Genomic DNA, 15584 nt, shown 5'->3' with positions numbered 1-15584 from the left:
CAATATATTGAAAAGTCTAAATTATATAAACAATATATGGACCAATTAAACAAAAATTGCTCTATTAAACCCACCATTTTGCATGCCTATACCTATATATAAATGTACTTGATCCTCTTTCTCTGCTATGAAGTTAACTCACACATTACTTACAATATTGTAAGAGAAAAGAATGAATCCATTTCATATGAATATGAAATCGATCTAAGAAAATAAAATAAAACAGCCTTTGCTTATTACGCAAAGGCTGTTCAGGTATGGGCCCTGAGGGACTCGAACCCCCGACCAATCGGTTATGAGCCGACCGCTCTAACCAACTGAGCTAAGGGCCCTGAATCAATATTCTATTACACATATGAGTACGCTGTATGTAACAATTGCGGGGGCAGGATTTGAACCTGCGACCTTCGGGTTATGAGCCCGACGAGCTACCGAGCTGCTCCACCCCGCGTCATTAAAACTTAAAACAGCGACATCTAATAATATACATGATGTGTAATAGAATTGTCAAGGCACTTTTTTTGGAGGAACGAATGCTGCTAATTACGGAATAAAACGGACACCATACCGCCCCTTACGTGATTTGTATACCTCCACCTGCTGCGGCTCATCATGTCCATAGATCCATCCGTCCTGCTCCATCCGCTTCGCGAAGCAGCCCGCCTGAAACTTACTTCCGTATAATCTTGAATAATATACCCATTTCACTCGTGTTCATCTTCCTTTGACTCCATAGTGGATGCTGTTTCCTTTCTACCATTAGGATACCCAAATGCGAAAAAAATAGCCGCAAGATGAAATTTAATCAAGCGGCCCTTTTGATCATTTTATTTAGTTTGCACCTAATTTATCCTCGAAGCTCGCCTTCGGATCTGTCTTCAGCTTCTGCAGCATTTCATTTCCATCCTGCTCCCAGGCTTCCAGTGCTTCCTTCGGTGTCTTCTTATTCTCTACAACTTCATTGAAGTATTTCTGCCCCACGGAGTCTACCTGCCATAGATTCGGCATCTTCTGGTACAGTGTGTTCATATCCGTGCTTGTCGGGGGTATCGGCTTTAATGTGTAGAAAGCGGCAATGTTATAATCCAGTCCTTCCTTAGGCTGGATATAGCTCTTCCGTGACACCATCTCATAGCTGCTCCTTGCCTTGACCTTAGCCCATTCTTCACCGTTCAGAAACTTAATGAATTCCCATGCATCCTCTGGATTTTGAGCATTGCTGTTAATGGCCATCAGGCTGCTTAAATATACACTCCCGCCAATGCCCGGTTTCTCCTGATGTACAGGAGGAGTCACTACATCCCAATCAATCGGGTCAAACTTATCATCCGTTTCAGCGTACTTGTTATCATTAATCAGCCTTGTGACATAACTGTAGTCCGAAACAACCATAGCGAGCTTTCCTTCCATAAACATATTGCCTTGAAAAGGATTGAACTCGGTCTGCTCCGTTTGATATTCAAACATCTCCTGACCAGGCACAATTTTGTCCCGAGCCAGAGTAGCCACAGTATCCCACACTCTCTCCCAGGAATCATTGTTGACTGTCATCGTTTCCGCCTTGTCATCAAAGGTACGCAGCTGCAATGGACCAGCATACATTTGAACATTGTAGAACGGATCTCCGGCATATTGACTAAAGGAGAAGCCGTAAACCCGATCCTTGCCTTCACCACTCGTTACACGTCTTGCAAGATCAAATATATCTTCCCAAGTCGCTCCATCCGCCGGTGGTTCGACCCCGGCCTTTTGAAAAATCGCTTTGTTATAAAACAATGCAGAGGATGAAAAAGTAGGTGTCAGTGCATACAAGTTGTTATCTCCCATATCCTTGATCCCATCCAGCACAGTCGGCACAATATCCGTCGTATCAAACTCATCCTCGGCAATAAGCGGATCAAGCTGTGTCAGCATATTTTCCTGAATAAGCGACTTTAAGAGAGAGGTATCTCCGACAATGACATCCACTGGATTCTCGCCGGTCATCAGCTTCTTGACTGCTTCCAAGGTGTCTGGCTGCTCTGGCTGTTCATTCTTGGTATAGTCGAAATATTGATACTGATCCTGGTCTACTGCAGGTACAATTTCGATCGTTATATTGTCATTCAGCACCTCAAAAATATCCGTATACTGCTGTCTAAAATAGGTGTCATCATTACTTCCGTACACGGTCCCGATTCGAAGCACTCTCTCCTCTTGATCTTCAGATGGTTCATTAGAAGTACATGCTGCAAGAAGTGGGGTCAGCAAAGTCATACATGTCAGCATAGCGATGACGGGTCGACTAAATACAGATTTCTTTATCATTCCCATTCTCCCTTTCTATGGTTACTTCGGCTGCGTAATGACGATACGCTCACCATCAAACTCAAGAGTAGCCCGATTATCAATAGACAGCGCTTCTAAATACTCTCTCGGCACTTGAAGACGGCCTGCTCGATCGATAATGACAAACGCTTCATGCACCTCGCTCATGCCTGGAACAACCTCTGTGTCCAAATTGGCGTTGCGTTTCACAAATTCGGTGCTGGTAAGCCCGTCACGAATAGCAACAATTCGGTCTACCTTATTAGCTAGGGCCAGATCATGAGTGACAATGACAACACTGACGGCCAGTTCCCGATTGAGCTTGCGAAATATATCCATGATCCGGTCGCTTGTCTCGCTGTCAACAGAACCTGTAGGTTCATCAGCAAGGAGCAGACGCGGCCGATTGGCCAGAGAGATCGCAATAGCGACCCGCTGCTGCTCTCCCCCTGATAATTGCTGAAGTCTGCTGTGCATTCGGTGCTCAAGCCCTACCCATTCAAGCAGCTGTTTTGCATAGCTCCGATCATATTTCCCCCCAAGCATCATCGGTGTTTCCACATTTTCGAGAGCTGTCATGTAGGGAAGCAAATTCCGGCCATTGTTCTGCCAGATAAAGCCGACGGTGTGTCTCTTGTATTCCACAAGCTGTGCTTCGGTCATCTTGAGCAGATCCCAATCTCCCACAACCGCTGTTCCAGCAGAAGGACGATCCAGCCCCCCCAGGATATTAAGCAGTGTTGATTTGCCGCTGCCGCTGTTGCCAATAATGGCCATCATCTCACCATCTTCGACAGTCAGGTTCAGACCTTGAAGAGCTACCACTTCAACCTCGCTGGTTTTATAAATCTTGACCAATCCTTCGCAGTGAATCATATCAGCGCTCCTCTCCCATCTTCACAGCCTGATGTACTCTGAGTCTGCGAATTTGCCATAACAGCATCACTGCTCCAATGAAGAGCATGACTCCGGTTACGATATACAGCTGATTCGTATCACTGGCTTCGAACACGATCCGGAACGGAGGCACCTGAGTCTCTACATTATCTGTCGTCTGCAGGAATGGAAGAAACAATCTGCTGGCCAGCTGACCTATACCGATCCCTAGTGCTATGGATAACCCTGCCGTAAATACCTGTTCGAGCAGCAGCATCCCGCTCAGCTGACCTCTGGAGAGTCCCATCGCCCTCAGCACACCAAACTGAACGACTCTGCCTGACAGATTGAAGAACCAATACAGTACATAACCAATTAATGAAATAATAATGGAAACAAGAAATCCAAGGCTTAATATTCCAAAAACTCCGCCTCGCGAAGGATGCTTGCTCTCTGCAACAAGCTCGGTACGTACATCCTTTACAGAGGACAATTCGATCCCTGCATCGGCTAACTCCGTCATCAGAGGAGCAACTAAAGCATCGGGCTCCATCTTGAGCCACACCTCGTATGGAATCATCGGAACCTGGTCGTAGATATAATCCAAATTGGCAATGAAGAATGGTGTCTGATCCGGGTATTGTGCCGGCCAGTATGGCAGAATACCAAATACAACAAATTCGATCATCTGCTCCTGTAGAGCAATGGAAACAATGTCTCCACTTTCCAGCTGATATTTCTCCGCAAGATTGGAAGGAATAATGACGGCCCCTTCATAATGACCAAGCAGATCAAGATAACGATTCGGATGAGCTGGAAATAGATCATTACGGAACCAGGCCACCTCGGCAAAATCTACATTATCGATGCCTACAATCATTCCCTGACCTGCTGATTTACCCGAGACAATGACATTCCCTTTGGTTTGCAGAACCCTGGCAGCGTGCTCTACGCCTGGCAGCTGCCTGAATACTTCAAAAGGCGGCTCAGAGTATATCATTCTACCAGGTGCTGCGCCGCCTCCACCCGGGCCCGGATTCCCTCCACCGCCGGAATTGCCCCCGCCCCCTGGACTTACACCGGGATTGCCGCCTGTATTTCCTCCATTGTTATTTCCTCCCCCGCCAGAACTGCCCCCAGGCTCGTTCGGGTTGCCTCCCCCTCCCGAATTTCCTCCGTTGACTGGAGTCAATTCAGGGGACCCTTCCCATACCGTCTGCATAACGACATCCGTCCCATATTCATACAGCGTACGTTCTGTGGAGTTCAGATCAATGGTTCTTGCAGCAGATGCATTGTACACACCCAGTCCCAGAGTCAATACAAGCAGGATCATAAGCGGGTAATAAGAAGATGAAGACCGAGAGAGCTGAGTCAGCGTTAGATAGAGTGGAACCGGAAAAATTTTGCGGCCGATCCACTGGATCAGTTTGAGAATCAACGGAAATAACCTCAAAAAGAACAGACCCATAGCAAATATTGCGATGGCGGGCACAAAAAATAAAAATGGCTGCACCTGCAATTGATCGGTTGTCATTCCTGTTTGAAAGGTGAGCATCTGGCGTTCGTAGAACAGATAGTAGCCGTACCCAGAAATACCGAGCAATAAAATATCGAGATACCACCGCTGCCATATCGGCTTACGATCACTTCTCGCCTGTCGGCGCTTGGCATCCACAATTGTCGCTCTTGCATAATTAATTGCCGGAATAACGGAAGCGATCATGGACGCAATTACCGCAACAAGGCCTAGCCAGAGTGCATCCTGCGTTACACCTACAGGTATGGCTTTGCGATCGACGAACTCCAGGAATCCGCTGGCAGACCCTATGCTCTTCGCCATAAACCAGCCAAGAAATGGACCTGCCATCATAGCTGCCGCGCCGAGTATTAGACCCTCCAGCAAATACAATAAAATAATCTGTCTGGCCGATGCTCCCCGGCTCCGCAGAACAGCAATATCACTCTCCTGCTTCTGAAGTGATTGTCTTGCGTTCATGACGATAAAATAGAAGACCATGGCAATCATCGGAACCGCAAGTGTGAACAGCATGGTCTGCAGCTGCAAGCTCTGGGCTCTAAAGTTAGCAAGCAAATCACCGAAGGAGATATCGACTTTGGTGTCCTTTAATCGTTGATACAATTCGATATCCAACCGTTCGAGTGTTCTTCCTAGACCTGGAAGCTGGCTCGTTTGAATCTCACCCAGATCAAAGGCGTAGTACCATCTGGAGGTCTGAAGCGGAACACCTTTTTCACTCAGCAAATACGTATTCATCACTTCCGGATCAATATACAGTCCATTCATCATTCCTTCAAATCCCTGGAACCAATAAGGATCGGTCAGATCATCCGGAGTAAAAACACCAGTAATTTTGACCCTCAGCGTCAGATCAAGCCCGCTGTATACCGGATATTCCAGGATGTCACCGACATGCAGGTCGTTTCGATACATACCTTCCTCAAGCATCGCTGCCTCAATCACGTTATCCCGCACCTGATTGCCTGGCATAACACCTTGAGTCACTGTTACATGATCTTCTAAATCAGTCATTGAGCCAGCGGTCATGGTCCTGATTCTGCTGGCGTCAACTTTGGTAGGATCTTCAGGACTAACTTCCGTGCTGCGGATCGTACGGACGTTAAGATAAGTATTGTGATCGAAGCCGATGCTGCTCGAAACATCTTCCCTAATATATCGATCCACTTCGTTCAGCGAGGCAAGGTCTGTCTTCGTTCCTCCTGCCGCCTGATAGCTCATGAGCAGAGAACCTGCAGGCATACCACTGCTCTCTTCTTCCAAAGACTGAGCGACGACACGCTTTAACGCTCCATCTGCATACATGGGGATGCTGACGGTGAAACCTACAGCCACAATAAGACCAAGCAAGGTACTTAGCGTGAGCCATCTGGTGTTCCACATTTTTCGAGCCAAGAGGCGCAACAAGGGCATTCCTTTCATTACCTTCCGACCACCTTCTGTCCGGGCGTCAGACCTTTGAGGATTTCAACATCCGTCGATGTCTGCTGACCTACCTCAACGTCAACCTCCCTCTTGCTACCATCCGCCTCTACAACTTGTACATAAGTTCTGGATCCAATGGATCGAAGTGTAGAGATCGGTATTAAAACAGCATTCTCCTTACGCTGAGTTACAATCGATACGGTAAGGGGGGTACCGCGATTTAAGCCTTTAGGCCAATCATCCAGCTGAGCAATGACATATTGGTCCAGTGATTCCTGTGCAGGAGGTGTCCCTGCTCCTCCTTCTCCTCCAGAACCCGTTTCTTCGGCCAATTCCATAGGCATCACCTGAATGGTACCTGTGTGCGTACCTGCCCCATTGATATCCACTTCAGCCTTCATTCCTTGTGCAATGACTTCCAGATCCTTCTTGGCAAAAGTAGCGGCAACAACGAGATTGGATGTGTCAGCAATAGTCGCAATCGGATCGTATGCCTTCACAGCAGCTCCTTTTTCCACCTGAACACTCAGCACGGTGCCTGCAAAAGGGGCTGACAGCGTTGATTTGCCTACCTGCTCCTCCAGATCGGCCAGTTCCTGTCTTTGCTCTTCAAACGTAATTACAGCTTCTTCATATTCGACAGGGTCCATCTCGTCTTTTTTGCGGAGTGTCTCCTTCATCTGAACTTCCGCTTTTCGAATCTGCAGCTTCTTCTGGCGAATCTGCTTCTCCAGCTCCTCCACATCCAGCACAGCAATTTGCTGTCCAGCCTTTATCTTATCTCCCGGTTTGACGAACAGCTCCTTGATGTGCATGCCATCCAGTGTAAAATAAACCTTCTCCTCTCTCTGACTCATCAGCTTGCCGGAACCCGAAACCTTGGTTTCAATCGTTTCTGTACGAACCTCATATTCCGGTTTCTTGGATATGGTCGGCGGTGTGATCGGGGGTAGTACCTCCTCTTCTGGTTCTGCCGGTAGTAAGGAACAGCCGCTGAGCATAAGACCTGCTGCACCAACTAGTGCAATGCTCCGAAGGCGTCTCTTCCAGCTGGTATAGGATTCGTTATGTAATGAATTTACCGTCCACCATCTCATGAACATGGTCTGCAACCTCCAAAATCGTAGGATCATGTGTCGTCATGCAGATCGTTACTTGCTCTGTTGCAATCATATTTCGAAAAACGGCCATCACTTGTGCTCCCATCTTGGAATCAAGCTCTGCCGTTGGTTCATCCGCGAGCAGAAGCTTCGGGCGGTGTGCTATGGCCTTGGCTATTGCGACTCTCTGCTGCTCTCCGCCTGACAGCTCAAAGGGCCGGTGCTTCGCTCGTTTGGTAAGGCCCACCATATCAAGGCAATAAGCCACCCTCTCCTTCCATTCACTCCTTGGAACATTCGCCATCCGAAGGGACAGCTCTACATTTTCCCATGCAGACAGTAAGGGCATCAGAGCATACGCTTGAAAAATAAACCCAATATCCTGTCGTCTGAGCTTGGTGCGACTCCCGTCTCCTGAATCATGCAGGGGCCTTCCATTAAAATAGATCTCACCACTGGTTGGCTGATCAAGGCCGCCCAGCATATTTAGCAAGGTCGTCTTCCCCGAGCCTGACCTTCCTTTCAGCATAACAAGCTGCTCCGCATGGACCTCTAGATCAATGCCTTTCAGTACATGAATCGCCTTCCCCCCCGTCTCAAAGCTGCGATGAACATTGCACACCTTAAGAACAGGCTCGCTAGATTCCAGCTGAGATGGATCCGAATCCGAGTGTCCTATAGACTCGTTCTTCTCTTCTATGCTGATCATCTCAAGAGAAGGCTCTCTCTCAGGCAATGCATTATTCTCCTCCTGAACAAATATAGAAGAACGTTTGTCATCATCCTGCGTTTTTCTGCTGCGAAATGGGTTTCTTATAACAACTCACCCCCAAACACCACAAGGAAATAACTAGAATATAATTACAAATATTTCTATCTGCATTATAAACGACAGGAAACAGGAATAAGTTACAACCTTTTAAAGATAAATTTCATTTGTTTGGATCAACAAAAAAACGGCCCTCCGCAGGGCCGCCTATCTATAGAACCTTTTATATTACACTCCAAATGAACTTGGATCTTCACGCCAGGAGCGAAGCAAAGCCAGATCCGCCTCGGCAATAGCTCCTTCACGCAGAGCCACTTCAGTCAGCGCTGTATAATTGGACAAGCTTTGCAGTGGAATTCCTGCTTCTTCAAAAGCCTTCGCTGCCCGATCCAGTTGATAGCTGAAGATTGCCAGTACGGCAAGCGCATCAGCACCCGCTTCCTGTACCGCCTTCGCAGCCTTCAAAGAGCTTCCTCCAGTGGAGATTAAATCTTCAATGACGATGACTTTTTGCCCCTCGCGGACAAGTCCCTCAATCAGGTTTTCTTTACCGTGTCCTTTGGCCTTATCGCGAATGTAAATCATCGGAAGGCCCAGCTTCTGCGCAACAAATGCGGCATGAGGTATGCCGGCCGTTGCTGTTCCCGCGATCACTTCTGTTTCGGGATATTGCTCGCGAATCACAGCTGCGAACGATTCAGCGATGAGATCACGGATTTCGGGATAAGACATCGTGAGCCGATTGTCGCAATAGATCGGAGATTTAATGCCGGAGGTCCAGGTAAAAGGCTGATTCGGGCGCAGTGCCACCGCCTTAATCTGTAACAATTTGGATGCCAGCTGTTCTGGAATTTGCGTTAGTGTTGTCATTGATTCATCATCTCCTCAATAATTTGCTCTACTGCTGCTCTTGGGTTCTCACTGGCTGTTATAGGTCTGCCTACAACGATGAAGCTGCTGCCTCCAGCAATGGCTTGTCCGGGTGTAAGAATTCGGGACTGGTCACCTACCGCACTTCCCGCAGGGCGAATACCTGGTGTAACTGTATAAAACTGATGTCCACAGGCTTCTCTGATTGCAGCTACCTCCAGTGGTGAAGCAACCACACCGTGAAGTCCCGCTTCCTTGGTGAGTAAGGCATAGCGCACAACAGCCGTCTCGACATCGCCTGGAATGCCTATTTCATCGTTCATCGTCGCTTGATTGGTACTTGTCAGCTGGGTTACTGCGATAATCGTCGGAACTGTAAGTCCTTCCTCCTCCGCTGCCTGTTTCGCTCCTGTCAGTGCAGCAGACATCATCTCCTTGCCCCCCGCTGCATGAACGTTGAACATATCCACACCCAGCCGGGTTATGCTATGTGAGCCACCCTTCACTGTATTGGGAATATCATGCATTTTCACATCCAGAAATACAGAATACCCTTTCGCCTTCAGCTCCTTCACAAAGGATGGTCCTGCCGTATAGAATAGCTGCATTCCGACTTTCATGTAACAAGGTATTCCCTCAAGACGGTCGATCAGCTGTCTGGCACTGTCTGCATCTGGATAGTCCAATGCGACCATGAGGCGTCCGGCCATCTCTTTATATTCAGAAGTTAATTGCATCCGCCGCTCTCCTCCATTCCATTTCTTTTGTTCGTTATAAAGGACATCGGATAAAGCCCGCTGATTCAGAGCTCTATCGATGTCCTTAAGATATTGTTTATACGAATCAGCGGCTGAACGCTGGCATGGATTCGGAGGAGAAGTTAATGGTCTCCAGCATTTGCAGAAGCGCGCGTACTGTATCCAGAGAAGTCATACATACAACCCCGTTTTCAACGGCTTCCCGGCGAATACGGAATCCGTCACGCTGCGGCGTTTTACCTTTTGTCAGCGTATTGAATACGAAGTTCGCTTCACCTGTACGAATCATATCCAGAATGTTCGGGGTTCCTTCGCTCAGCTTGTTGACTGTTTGCACCGGAATTCCCGCCTTAGCGAGTGCTTCCGCAGTACCGCCAGTTGCAATAATCTTGTAGCCAAGCTTGTAGAAGCCGCCGAGCAGAGATACGGCCTCGTCTTTATCTTTATCCGCTACAGTGACGATGATGGCACCGGAAGACGGAATCTTCATGCCCGCTCCAATCAGCCCTTTATACAAAGCCTTCGCGTAAAGTACATCACGGCCCATAACTTCACCCGTAGATTTCATTTCAGGTCCCAGCGTAGGTTCCACACGGCGCAGCTTCGCGAAGGAGAAGACCGGTACTTTAACCGATACATGGTCACTCTCCGGCCATAACCCATCCACATATCCTTGATCAGCTAGCTTGTTGCCAAGAATTGCCTGGGTAGCCAGATTCGCCATTGGAATACCGGTTACTTTACTCAGGAATGGAACGGTTCTTGAAGATCTAGGGTTTACCTCGATGACATACACATCATCCTGATAGATAACAAACTGAATGTTCACGAGTCCAATCGTTTTGAGTTCCTTCGCAATTCGGATCGTGATATCCACAATTTTTTCTTTCAGATGTGCTTCTAGATGCTGCGGAGGATATACCGCAATCGAGTCACCGGAGTGAACACCTGCGCGCTCCACATGCTCCATAATGCCCGGAATCAGGACCGTTTCACCGTCACAGATTGCATCGACTTCAACCTCTTTACCCAGCATATAGCGGTCAATCAGCACCGGGTGCTCAGGATTAATCTTCACCGCCTGCTCCATGTAGCTGAGCAGCTCGCTGTCAGAGTAAACGATCTCCATCGCACGTCCGCCAAGTACGTAGGAAGGACGCACCAGCACCGGGTAGCCCAGACCTTGTGCAGTGCCGACAGCCTCGTCTACAGAAGTAACCGTGCTGCCTTGCGGCTGTGCAATCGACAATCGGGACAGCAGTGCTTCAAATTTCTTGCGATCTTCCGCTTCGTCAATGCTCGCAAGATCCGTACCCAGTATCTTCACACCTGCTGCAGCAAGCGGTGCAGCCAGGTTGATTGCGGTTTGTCCACCGAACTGCACGATGACGCCGATCGGGTTCTCCTGCTCAATTACGTTCATTACGTCTTCGAAGAACAATGGCTCAAAGTAGAGTCGGTCAGACGTATTGAAATCCGTGGATACTGTTTCAGGGTTATTATTGATAATAACCGCTTCGTATCCCGCTTTTTGAATCGCCCATACCGCGTGGACTGTGGAATAGTCGAATTCGATACCTTGGCCGATCCGAATCGGACCCGAACCCAGTACCACAATCTTCTCCTTGTCGGAAGGAAGAACCTCATTCTCGGTTTCATAGCTTGAGTAGTAGTATGGTGTGGTTGCTTCGAACTCCGCTGCACACGTATCTACCATTTTGTAGACCGGGCGCAGGTTTTGAGCCTCACGCAATTCACGGACTTCACTTTCCTTCGTATGAGCTGTCCCTGGTTGACCTTCAGCACGAAGCTCGGCAATAGAACGGTCAGTAAAGCCCATGCGTTTCGCTTGATACAATGTTTCCGCAGTCAGTTCTTTCTCTGACCGAATCTGGTCTTCGAATTTGACGATGGCTTCAATCTTATCAAGGAACCACCAGTCGATCTTTGTAATATCCTGAATTTCTTGAAGCGTGTATCCACGACGGAATGCTTCAGCGACTAAGAACATACGTTCATCGTCCGGTTTAGCAAGGCGGTTTCTAAGTACCTCATCTTCGAGTGTTGCCGCTTCTTTTAGATAGATGCGGTGGACACCAATCTCGAGAGAGCGGACAGCCTTATGGATGGACTCTTCAAAAGTACGCCCAATCGCCATAACCTCGCCGGTTGCTTTCATTTGAGTACCCAGCTTGCGGTTGGCGGATGTAAATTTATCGAATGGCCAGCGCGGGATTTTACTTACGATATAATCCAGCGTCGGCTCAAAGAATGCATAGGTTTGACCTGTTACCGGGTTAATGATCTCATCCAGTGTGTAGCCGAGTGCGATCTTGGCCGCCATTTTGGCAATCGGATATCCCGTTGCTTTGGAAGCCAGTGCAGAAGAGCGGCTGACACGCGGATTAACCTCGATAACATAGTATTGGAAGCTTTGCGGATCCAGTGCAAATTGCACGTTACATCCACCCTCAATGTTCAAGGCACGGATAATTTTAAGTGACGCCGAGCGAAGCATTTGATATTCGCGGTCGGACAGCGTTTGGCTTGGAGCCACGACGATACTATCGCCTGTATGCACGCCAACCGGGTCAAAGTTCTCCATGTTGCAGACAACGATACAGTTATCGTTAGCATCCCGCATGACTTCATATTCGACTTCCTTCATTCCCGCGATACTCTTCTCAACGAGGCACTGTGTAATCGGGCTGTAACGAAGACCCGAAGCTACGGTCTCAAGAAGCTCTTCTTCATCTGCACAGATACCGCCTCCTGTTCCACCCAGCGTATAAGCAGGTCGAACAATGATTGGGTATCCAATCTCATTAGCGAATTTTACTGCTTCTTCTACTGTTGTTACAATCGTGCTTTCGGGTACCGGCTGTTCAAGCTCACGCATCAGTTCACGGAACAGATCGCGATCTTCCGCTTTCTCAATCGAAGTAAGCTGGGTTCCGAGCAATTTTACATTTTCACTTTCCAGTACGCCGGCACGAGCCAGTTCCACTGCCATGTTAAGACCGGTTTGGCCCCCGAGCGTTGGAAGCAGGCCGTCTGGACGCTCCTGACGAATGATTTGGGTGACAAAGTCGAGAGTGATCGGTTCGATATATACTTTGTCTGCCATATTGGTGTCAGTCATAATTGTAGCTGGGTTGCTGTTAATAAGAACAACTTCCACGCCTTCTTCTTTGAGCGCTTGGCACGCTTGGGTCCCGGCATAGTCAAACTCTGCAGCCTGACCGATGACGATCGGGCCGGACCCGATGACAAGAATTTTCTTGAGGTCTTTATTAATAGGCATGTTAGCGTGCTCCTTTCCCTGCTGCGGCAAGAACGGCTTGGCGCGGCTTCTGAGGGTTGTTTTGTTTATGTTCACGAATCATATCAAGGAAGCGGTCGAACAGATAGGAATTATCCTGTGGACCTGGTGCTGCTTCTGGATGATACTGCACTGAGAAAGCAGGGTATTTGGTATGCTTCAACCCTTCAATCGTTTTGTCATTGTTGTTGATATGTGTAACTTCCAGATCTGTTCCTTTAATGGATTCTTCGTTAACTGTATAGCCGTGGTTCTGGGAAGTAATATAGCAGCGTCCTGTTTCAAGCTCCTTCACCGGATGGTTACCGCCGCGATGTCCGAATTTCAGTTTTTCCGTATTTGCACCTGCTGCCAGAGCGAACAGCTGATGTCCCAGACAGATCCCAAAGATCGGATATTCACCCAGAAGCTCAGATACCATCTTGACTGCATGAGGCACGTCTTTTGGATCCCCAGGGCCGTTAGAGAGCTGAATTCCGTCCGGATTCAATCTGCGGATCTCTTCTGCCGTCGTGTCATGAGGTACGACCACAATGTCACAGCCGCGCTTGTTCAGCTCACGCAGAATCCCTGTTTTCGCACCGTAGTCAACAAGTACGATTTTTTCGCCGATGCCAGGGCTGTTATATACATGTTTCGTAGAAGTCAGAGGCACTTGGTTGCGAAGCTCATCAATCGTCGTATCACCCATCATTTCCAGAAGCTCTTCAACCGACTTGGAGCCTGTTGTCAGAATCCCTTTCATGGTTCCCTGATGGCGAATGCGGCGTGTCAGCATCCGTGTGTCGATATCGCTGATTCCGATAATTCCGTGCTCTTTGAGCAGCATGTCAATGCTGTATTCAGCGCGCCAGTTGCTTGGCACAGGTTCATACCGGCGGGTTACAAACCCATGCACGTATGGACGGATCGATTCAAAGTCATCCCGGGTAATTCCATAGTTTCCGATCAGCGGATAGGTCATTGTTACAATTTGTCCGCAGTAAGATGGATCAGAGAGCACCTCTTGGTAGCCCGTAATTCCTGTATTAAAAACGACCTCACCTGTTTGCTCACCTTCAGCCCCGAATGCTCTGCCTGTGAACAATGTGCCGTCTTCTAGTAATAATCTTGCTTGTGCCTGCATCCAACTCACTCCTTCGTTGTATCTCTTTCATATTTAAAATGTGCTTACATAATGAATTGATAAGATAATAGTGCGTAAACCATATTGATTACTTGTTTAGCTTAATGTTGGATCAGAGTATACCTTCTTGCCGTCTACAAAAGTCATAACCGGCCAGCCCTTGAGCTCCCAGCCTGTAAATGGAGTATTGCGTCCTTTGGTCGCAAACTCGTTCGGATCAACCGCGCGAAGTCCTTCAAGATCAATGATGGTGACATCCGCGATGGCATCCTTCTCAAGACGACCTGTATCCAGTCTGAATACCCGCGCAGGCTCAGCTGTCATTTTGTCAACAAGAAACTTGAGCGTCCATTTTCCTGTTTCCACGAACTTGGTATAGAGCAGCGGAAATGCGGTCTCAAATCCGACAATTCCGAATGGAGCGAGCTCCATCCCTTTGGCTTTCTCCTCCGCGCTGTGAGGTGCATGGTCAGTGACGATCATATCGAGCGTTCCGTCCTCAAGCCCCTTGATGCAGGCTTCAACATCACGACGGGATCGAAGTGGAGGATTCATCTTCCAATTCGCATCCAGACCCGGAATGTCTTCATCTGCCAGTATCAGATGGTGAGGACATACCTCAGCCGTTACTTTAATTCCGATTTCTTTCGCCTGGCGGATCAGTCTTACGGATTGCTCTGTACTTACGTGGCAGACATGGTAATGAACACCTGTTGCTTCTGCCAGCAGAATGTCGCGTCCTACATGGATTGCCTCAGACTCGTTTGGAATCCCTTTGAGTCCATGCTTCCTTGCGAACTCTCCTTCGGCTACACATGCGCCTTCTACCAGAGAGTTATCTTCACAGTGAGCAATGACCGGCATATCCAGCGAAGCCGCTAAGGCCATCGCATCCTTCATCATCTGCGCGCTCTGCACACCAACACCATCGTCTGTAAAACCGATCGCCCCTGCTGATTTAAGTGCTTCAAAGTCGGTCAGCTCACGGCCCAGTTCATTGATCGTAATAGCTGCATAGGGCAGTACTTTTGCCAGATTTGCTTCCTGTGCTTTATTCAGCACCAGCTGCACCGTTTCCGGATCATCTGTGACAGGTCTCGTATTCGGCATGCAGGCGATGGTAGTAAATCCGCCTTTTACAGCAGAACGGCTGCCGGTTTCGATCGTCTCTTTATGCTCAAATCCCGGCTCCCTAAGATGTACATGCATGTCGATCAGCCCTGGGACAACCAGCTTGCCTGCCGCATCAATTTCTTCTAGATCTGTATTTTCTGATGCGAAGTGACCTGCATTTTCATCCATAATGTCTACAATTTTGCCATCCGCTATCATAATGCTTTTCCGTTCAAGTTCCCCTTCTTGATTCAGCACGTTCGCATTCTTTATAAAATAAGCTTTCATTTAGATCCTCCGCTCCGGTCACCCATCTACGTTATTCAAGATGTTTGTACCTGTTTAATGTTGGTAGCTGATATTTTTCTCTGTCTTGTC

11 protein-coding genes and 2 tRNA genes are annotated in these 15584 nt (G+C 48.2%); all 13 read right to left on the bottom strand.

Going from position 1 to position 15584, the window contains the following annotated elements; genetic code table 11:
* Positions 1–258: 258 nt before the first annotated feature.
* Positions 259–332: transfer RNA gene (locus BLW49_RS15220), tRNA-Ile, on the bottom strand.
* Positions 333–377: 45 nt separating this feature from the next.
* A tRNA-Met gene (locus BLW49_RS15215) sits at positions 378–451 on the bottom strand.
* Between the two features lie 92 nt (positions 452–543).
* The gene (locus BLW49_RS28820) at positions 544–708 is read right to left on the bottom strand and encodes a hypothetical protein (RefSeq protein WP_170862441.1); all 165 of its coding nucleotides are present in this window, start codon (positions 706–708) and stop codon (positions 544–546) included.
* 123 nt (positions 709–831) lie between these two features.
* On the bottom strand, positions 832–2307 hold the full coding sequence (locus BLW49_RS15210; protein WP_090725418.1) for an ABC transporter substrate-binding protein: 1476 nt from the start codon (positions 2305–2307) through the stop codon (positions 832–834).
* Between the two features lie 21 nt (positions 2308–2328).
* Complete coding sequence (locus BLW49_RS15205) at positions 2329–3183, bottom strand: ABC transporter ATP-binding protein (protein ID WP_090725417.1); 855 nt, start codon at positions 3181–3183, stop codon at positions 2329–2331.
* A 1-nt stretch (position 3184) separates the two neighbouring features.
* Positions 3185–6145 carry an ABC transporter permease gene (locus BLW49_RS15200; RefSeq protein ID WP_090725415.1) on the bottom strand — a complete coding sequence of 987 codons (2961 nt, stop codon included), beginning with the start codon at positions 6143–6145 and terminating at the stop codon, positions 3185–3187.
* A complete protein-coding gene (locus BLW49_RS15195) occupies positions 6145–7251 on the bottom strand; it encodes an efflux RND transporter periplasmic adaptor subunit (RefSeq protein ID WP_090725413.1) in 1107 nt (368 codons plus the stop codon). The genes BLW49_RS15200 and BLW49_RS15195 overlap by 1 nt, the downstream gene beginning before the upstream one ends.
* Entirely contained in the window at positions 7214–7984 is a 771-nt protein-coding gene (locus BLW49_RS15190) for an ABC transporter ATP-binding protein (protein ID WP_371264563.1), read from the bottom strand. Before BLW49_RS15190 ends, BLW49_RS15195 begins: the two co-directional genes overlap by 38 nt.
* Before the next feature lie 261 nt (positions 7985–8245).
* Positions 8246–8887 (bottom strand): orotate phosphoribosyltransferase, encoded by a 642-nt coding sequence (pyrE, locus tag BLW49_RS15185; protein ID WP_076313215.1) that lies wholly within the window; start codon positions 8885–8887, stop codon positions 8246–8248.
* A complete protein-coding gene (pyrF, locus tag BLW49_RS15180; protein WP_305728143.1) occupies positions 8884–9624 on the bottom strand; it encodes an orotidine-5'-phosphate decarboxylase in 741 nt (246 codons plus the stop codon). Before pyrF ends, pyrE begins: the two co-directional genes overlap by 4 nt.
* Before the next feature lie 106 nt (positions 9625–9730).
* Complete coding sequence (gene carB / locus BLW49_RS15175) at positions 9731–12949, bottom strand: carbamoyl-phosphate synthase large subunit (protein WP_090725411.1); 3219 nt, start codon at positions 12947–12949, stop codon at positions 9731–9733.
* Position 12950: 1 nt separating this feature from the next.
* Positions 12951–14093: a glutamine-hydrolyzing carbamoyl-phosphate synthase small subunit gene (gene carA, locus BLW49_RS15170; protein ID WP_076313218.1), complete on the bottom strand. Its 1143-nt coding sequence runs from the start codon at positions 14091–14093 to the stop codon at positions 12951–12953.
* 96 nt (positions 14094–14189) lie between these two features.
* Complete coding sequence (locus BLW49_RS15165) at positions 14190–15494, bottom strand: dihydroorotase (RefSeq protein WP_090725410.1); 1305 nt, start codon at positions 15492–15494, stop codon at positions 14190–14192.
* Positions 15495–15584 lie beyond the last annotated feature (90 nt).

Source organism: Paenibacillus sp. PDC88 (assembly GCF_900106725.1).
In the GTDB taxonomy this organism is placed as follows: Bacteria; Bacillota; Bacilli; order Paenibacillales; family Paenibacillaceae; genus Paenibacillus; species Paenibacillus shunpengii.
This window is presented reverse-complemented; position numbering and strand designations above follow the sequence as displayed.

Coding starts and splice junctions, on each gene's coding strand:
- pyrF (WP_305728143.1), bottom strand. CDS start 9,624: ATGCAATTAACTTCTGAATATAAAGAGATGGCCGGACGCCTCATGGTC.
- BLW49_RS15165 (WP_090725410.1), bottom strand. CDS start 15,494: ATGAAAGCTTATTTTATAAAGAATGCGAACGTGCTGAATCAAGAAGGG.
- carB (WP_090725411.1), bottom strand. CDS start 12,949: ATGCCTATTAATAAAGACCTCAAGAAAATTCTTGTCATCGGGTCCGGC.
- BLW49_RS15200 (WP_090725415.1), bottom strand. CDS start 6,145: ATGAAAGGAATGCCCTTGTTGCGCCTCTTGGCTCGAAAAATGTGGAAC.
- BLW49_RS15195 (WP_090725413.1), bottom strand. CDS start 7,251: ATGTTCATGAGATGGTGGACGGTAAATTCATTACATAACGAATCCTAT.
- carA (WP_076313218.1), bottom strand. CDS start 14,093: ATGCAGGCACAAGCAAGATTATTACTAGAAGACGGCACATTGTTCACA.
- BLW49_RS15210 (WP_090725418.1), bottom strand. CDS start 2,307: ATGATAAAGAAATCTGTATTTAGTCGACCCGTCATCGCTATGCTGACA.
- BLW49_RS15205 (WP_090725417.1), bottom strand. CDS start 3,183: ATGATTCACTGCGAAGGATTGGTCAAGATTTATAAAACCAGCGAGGTT.
- pyrE (WP_076313215.1), bottom strand. CDS start 8,887: ATGACAACACTAACGCAAATTCCAGAACAGCTGGCATCCAAATTGTTA.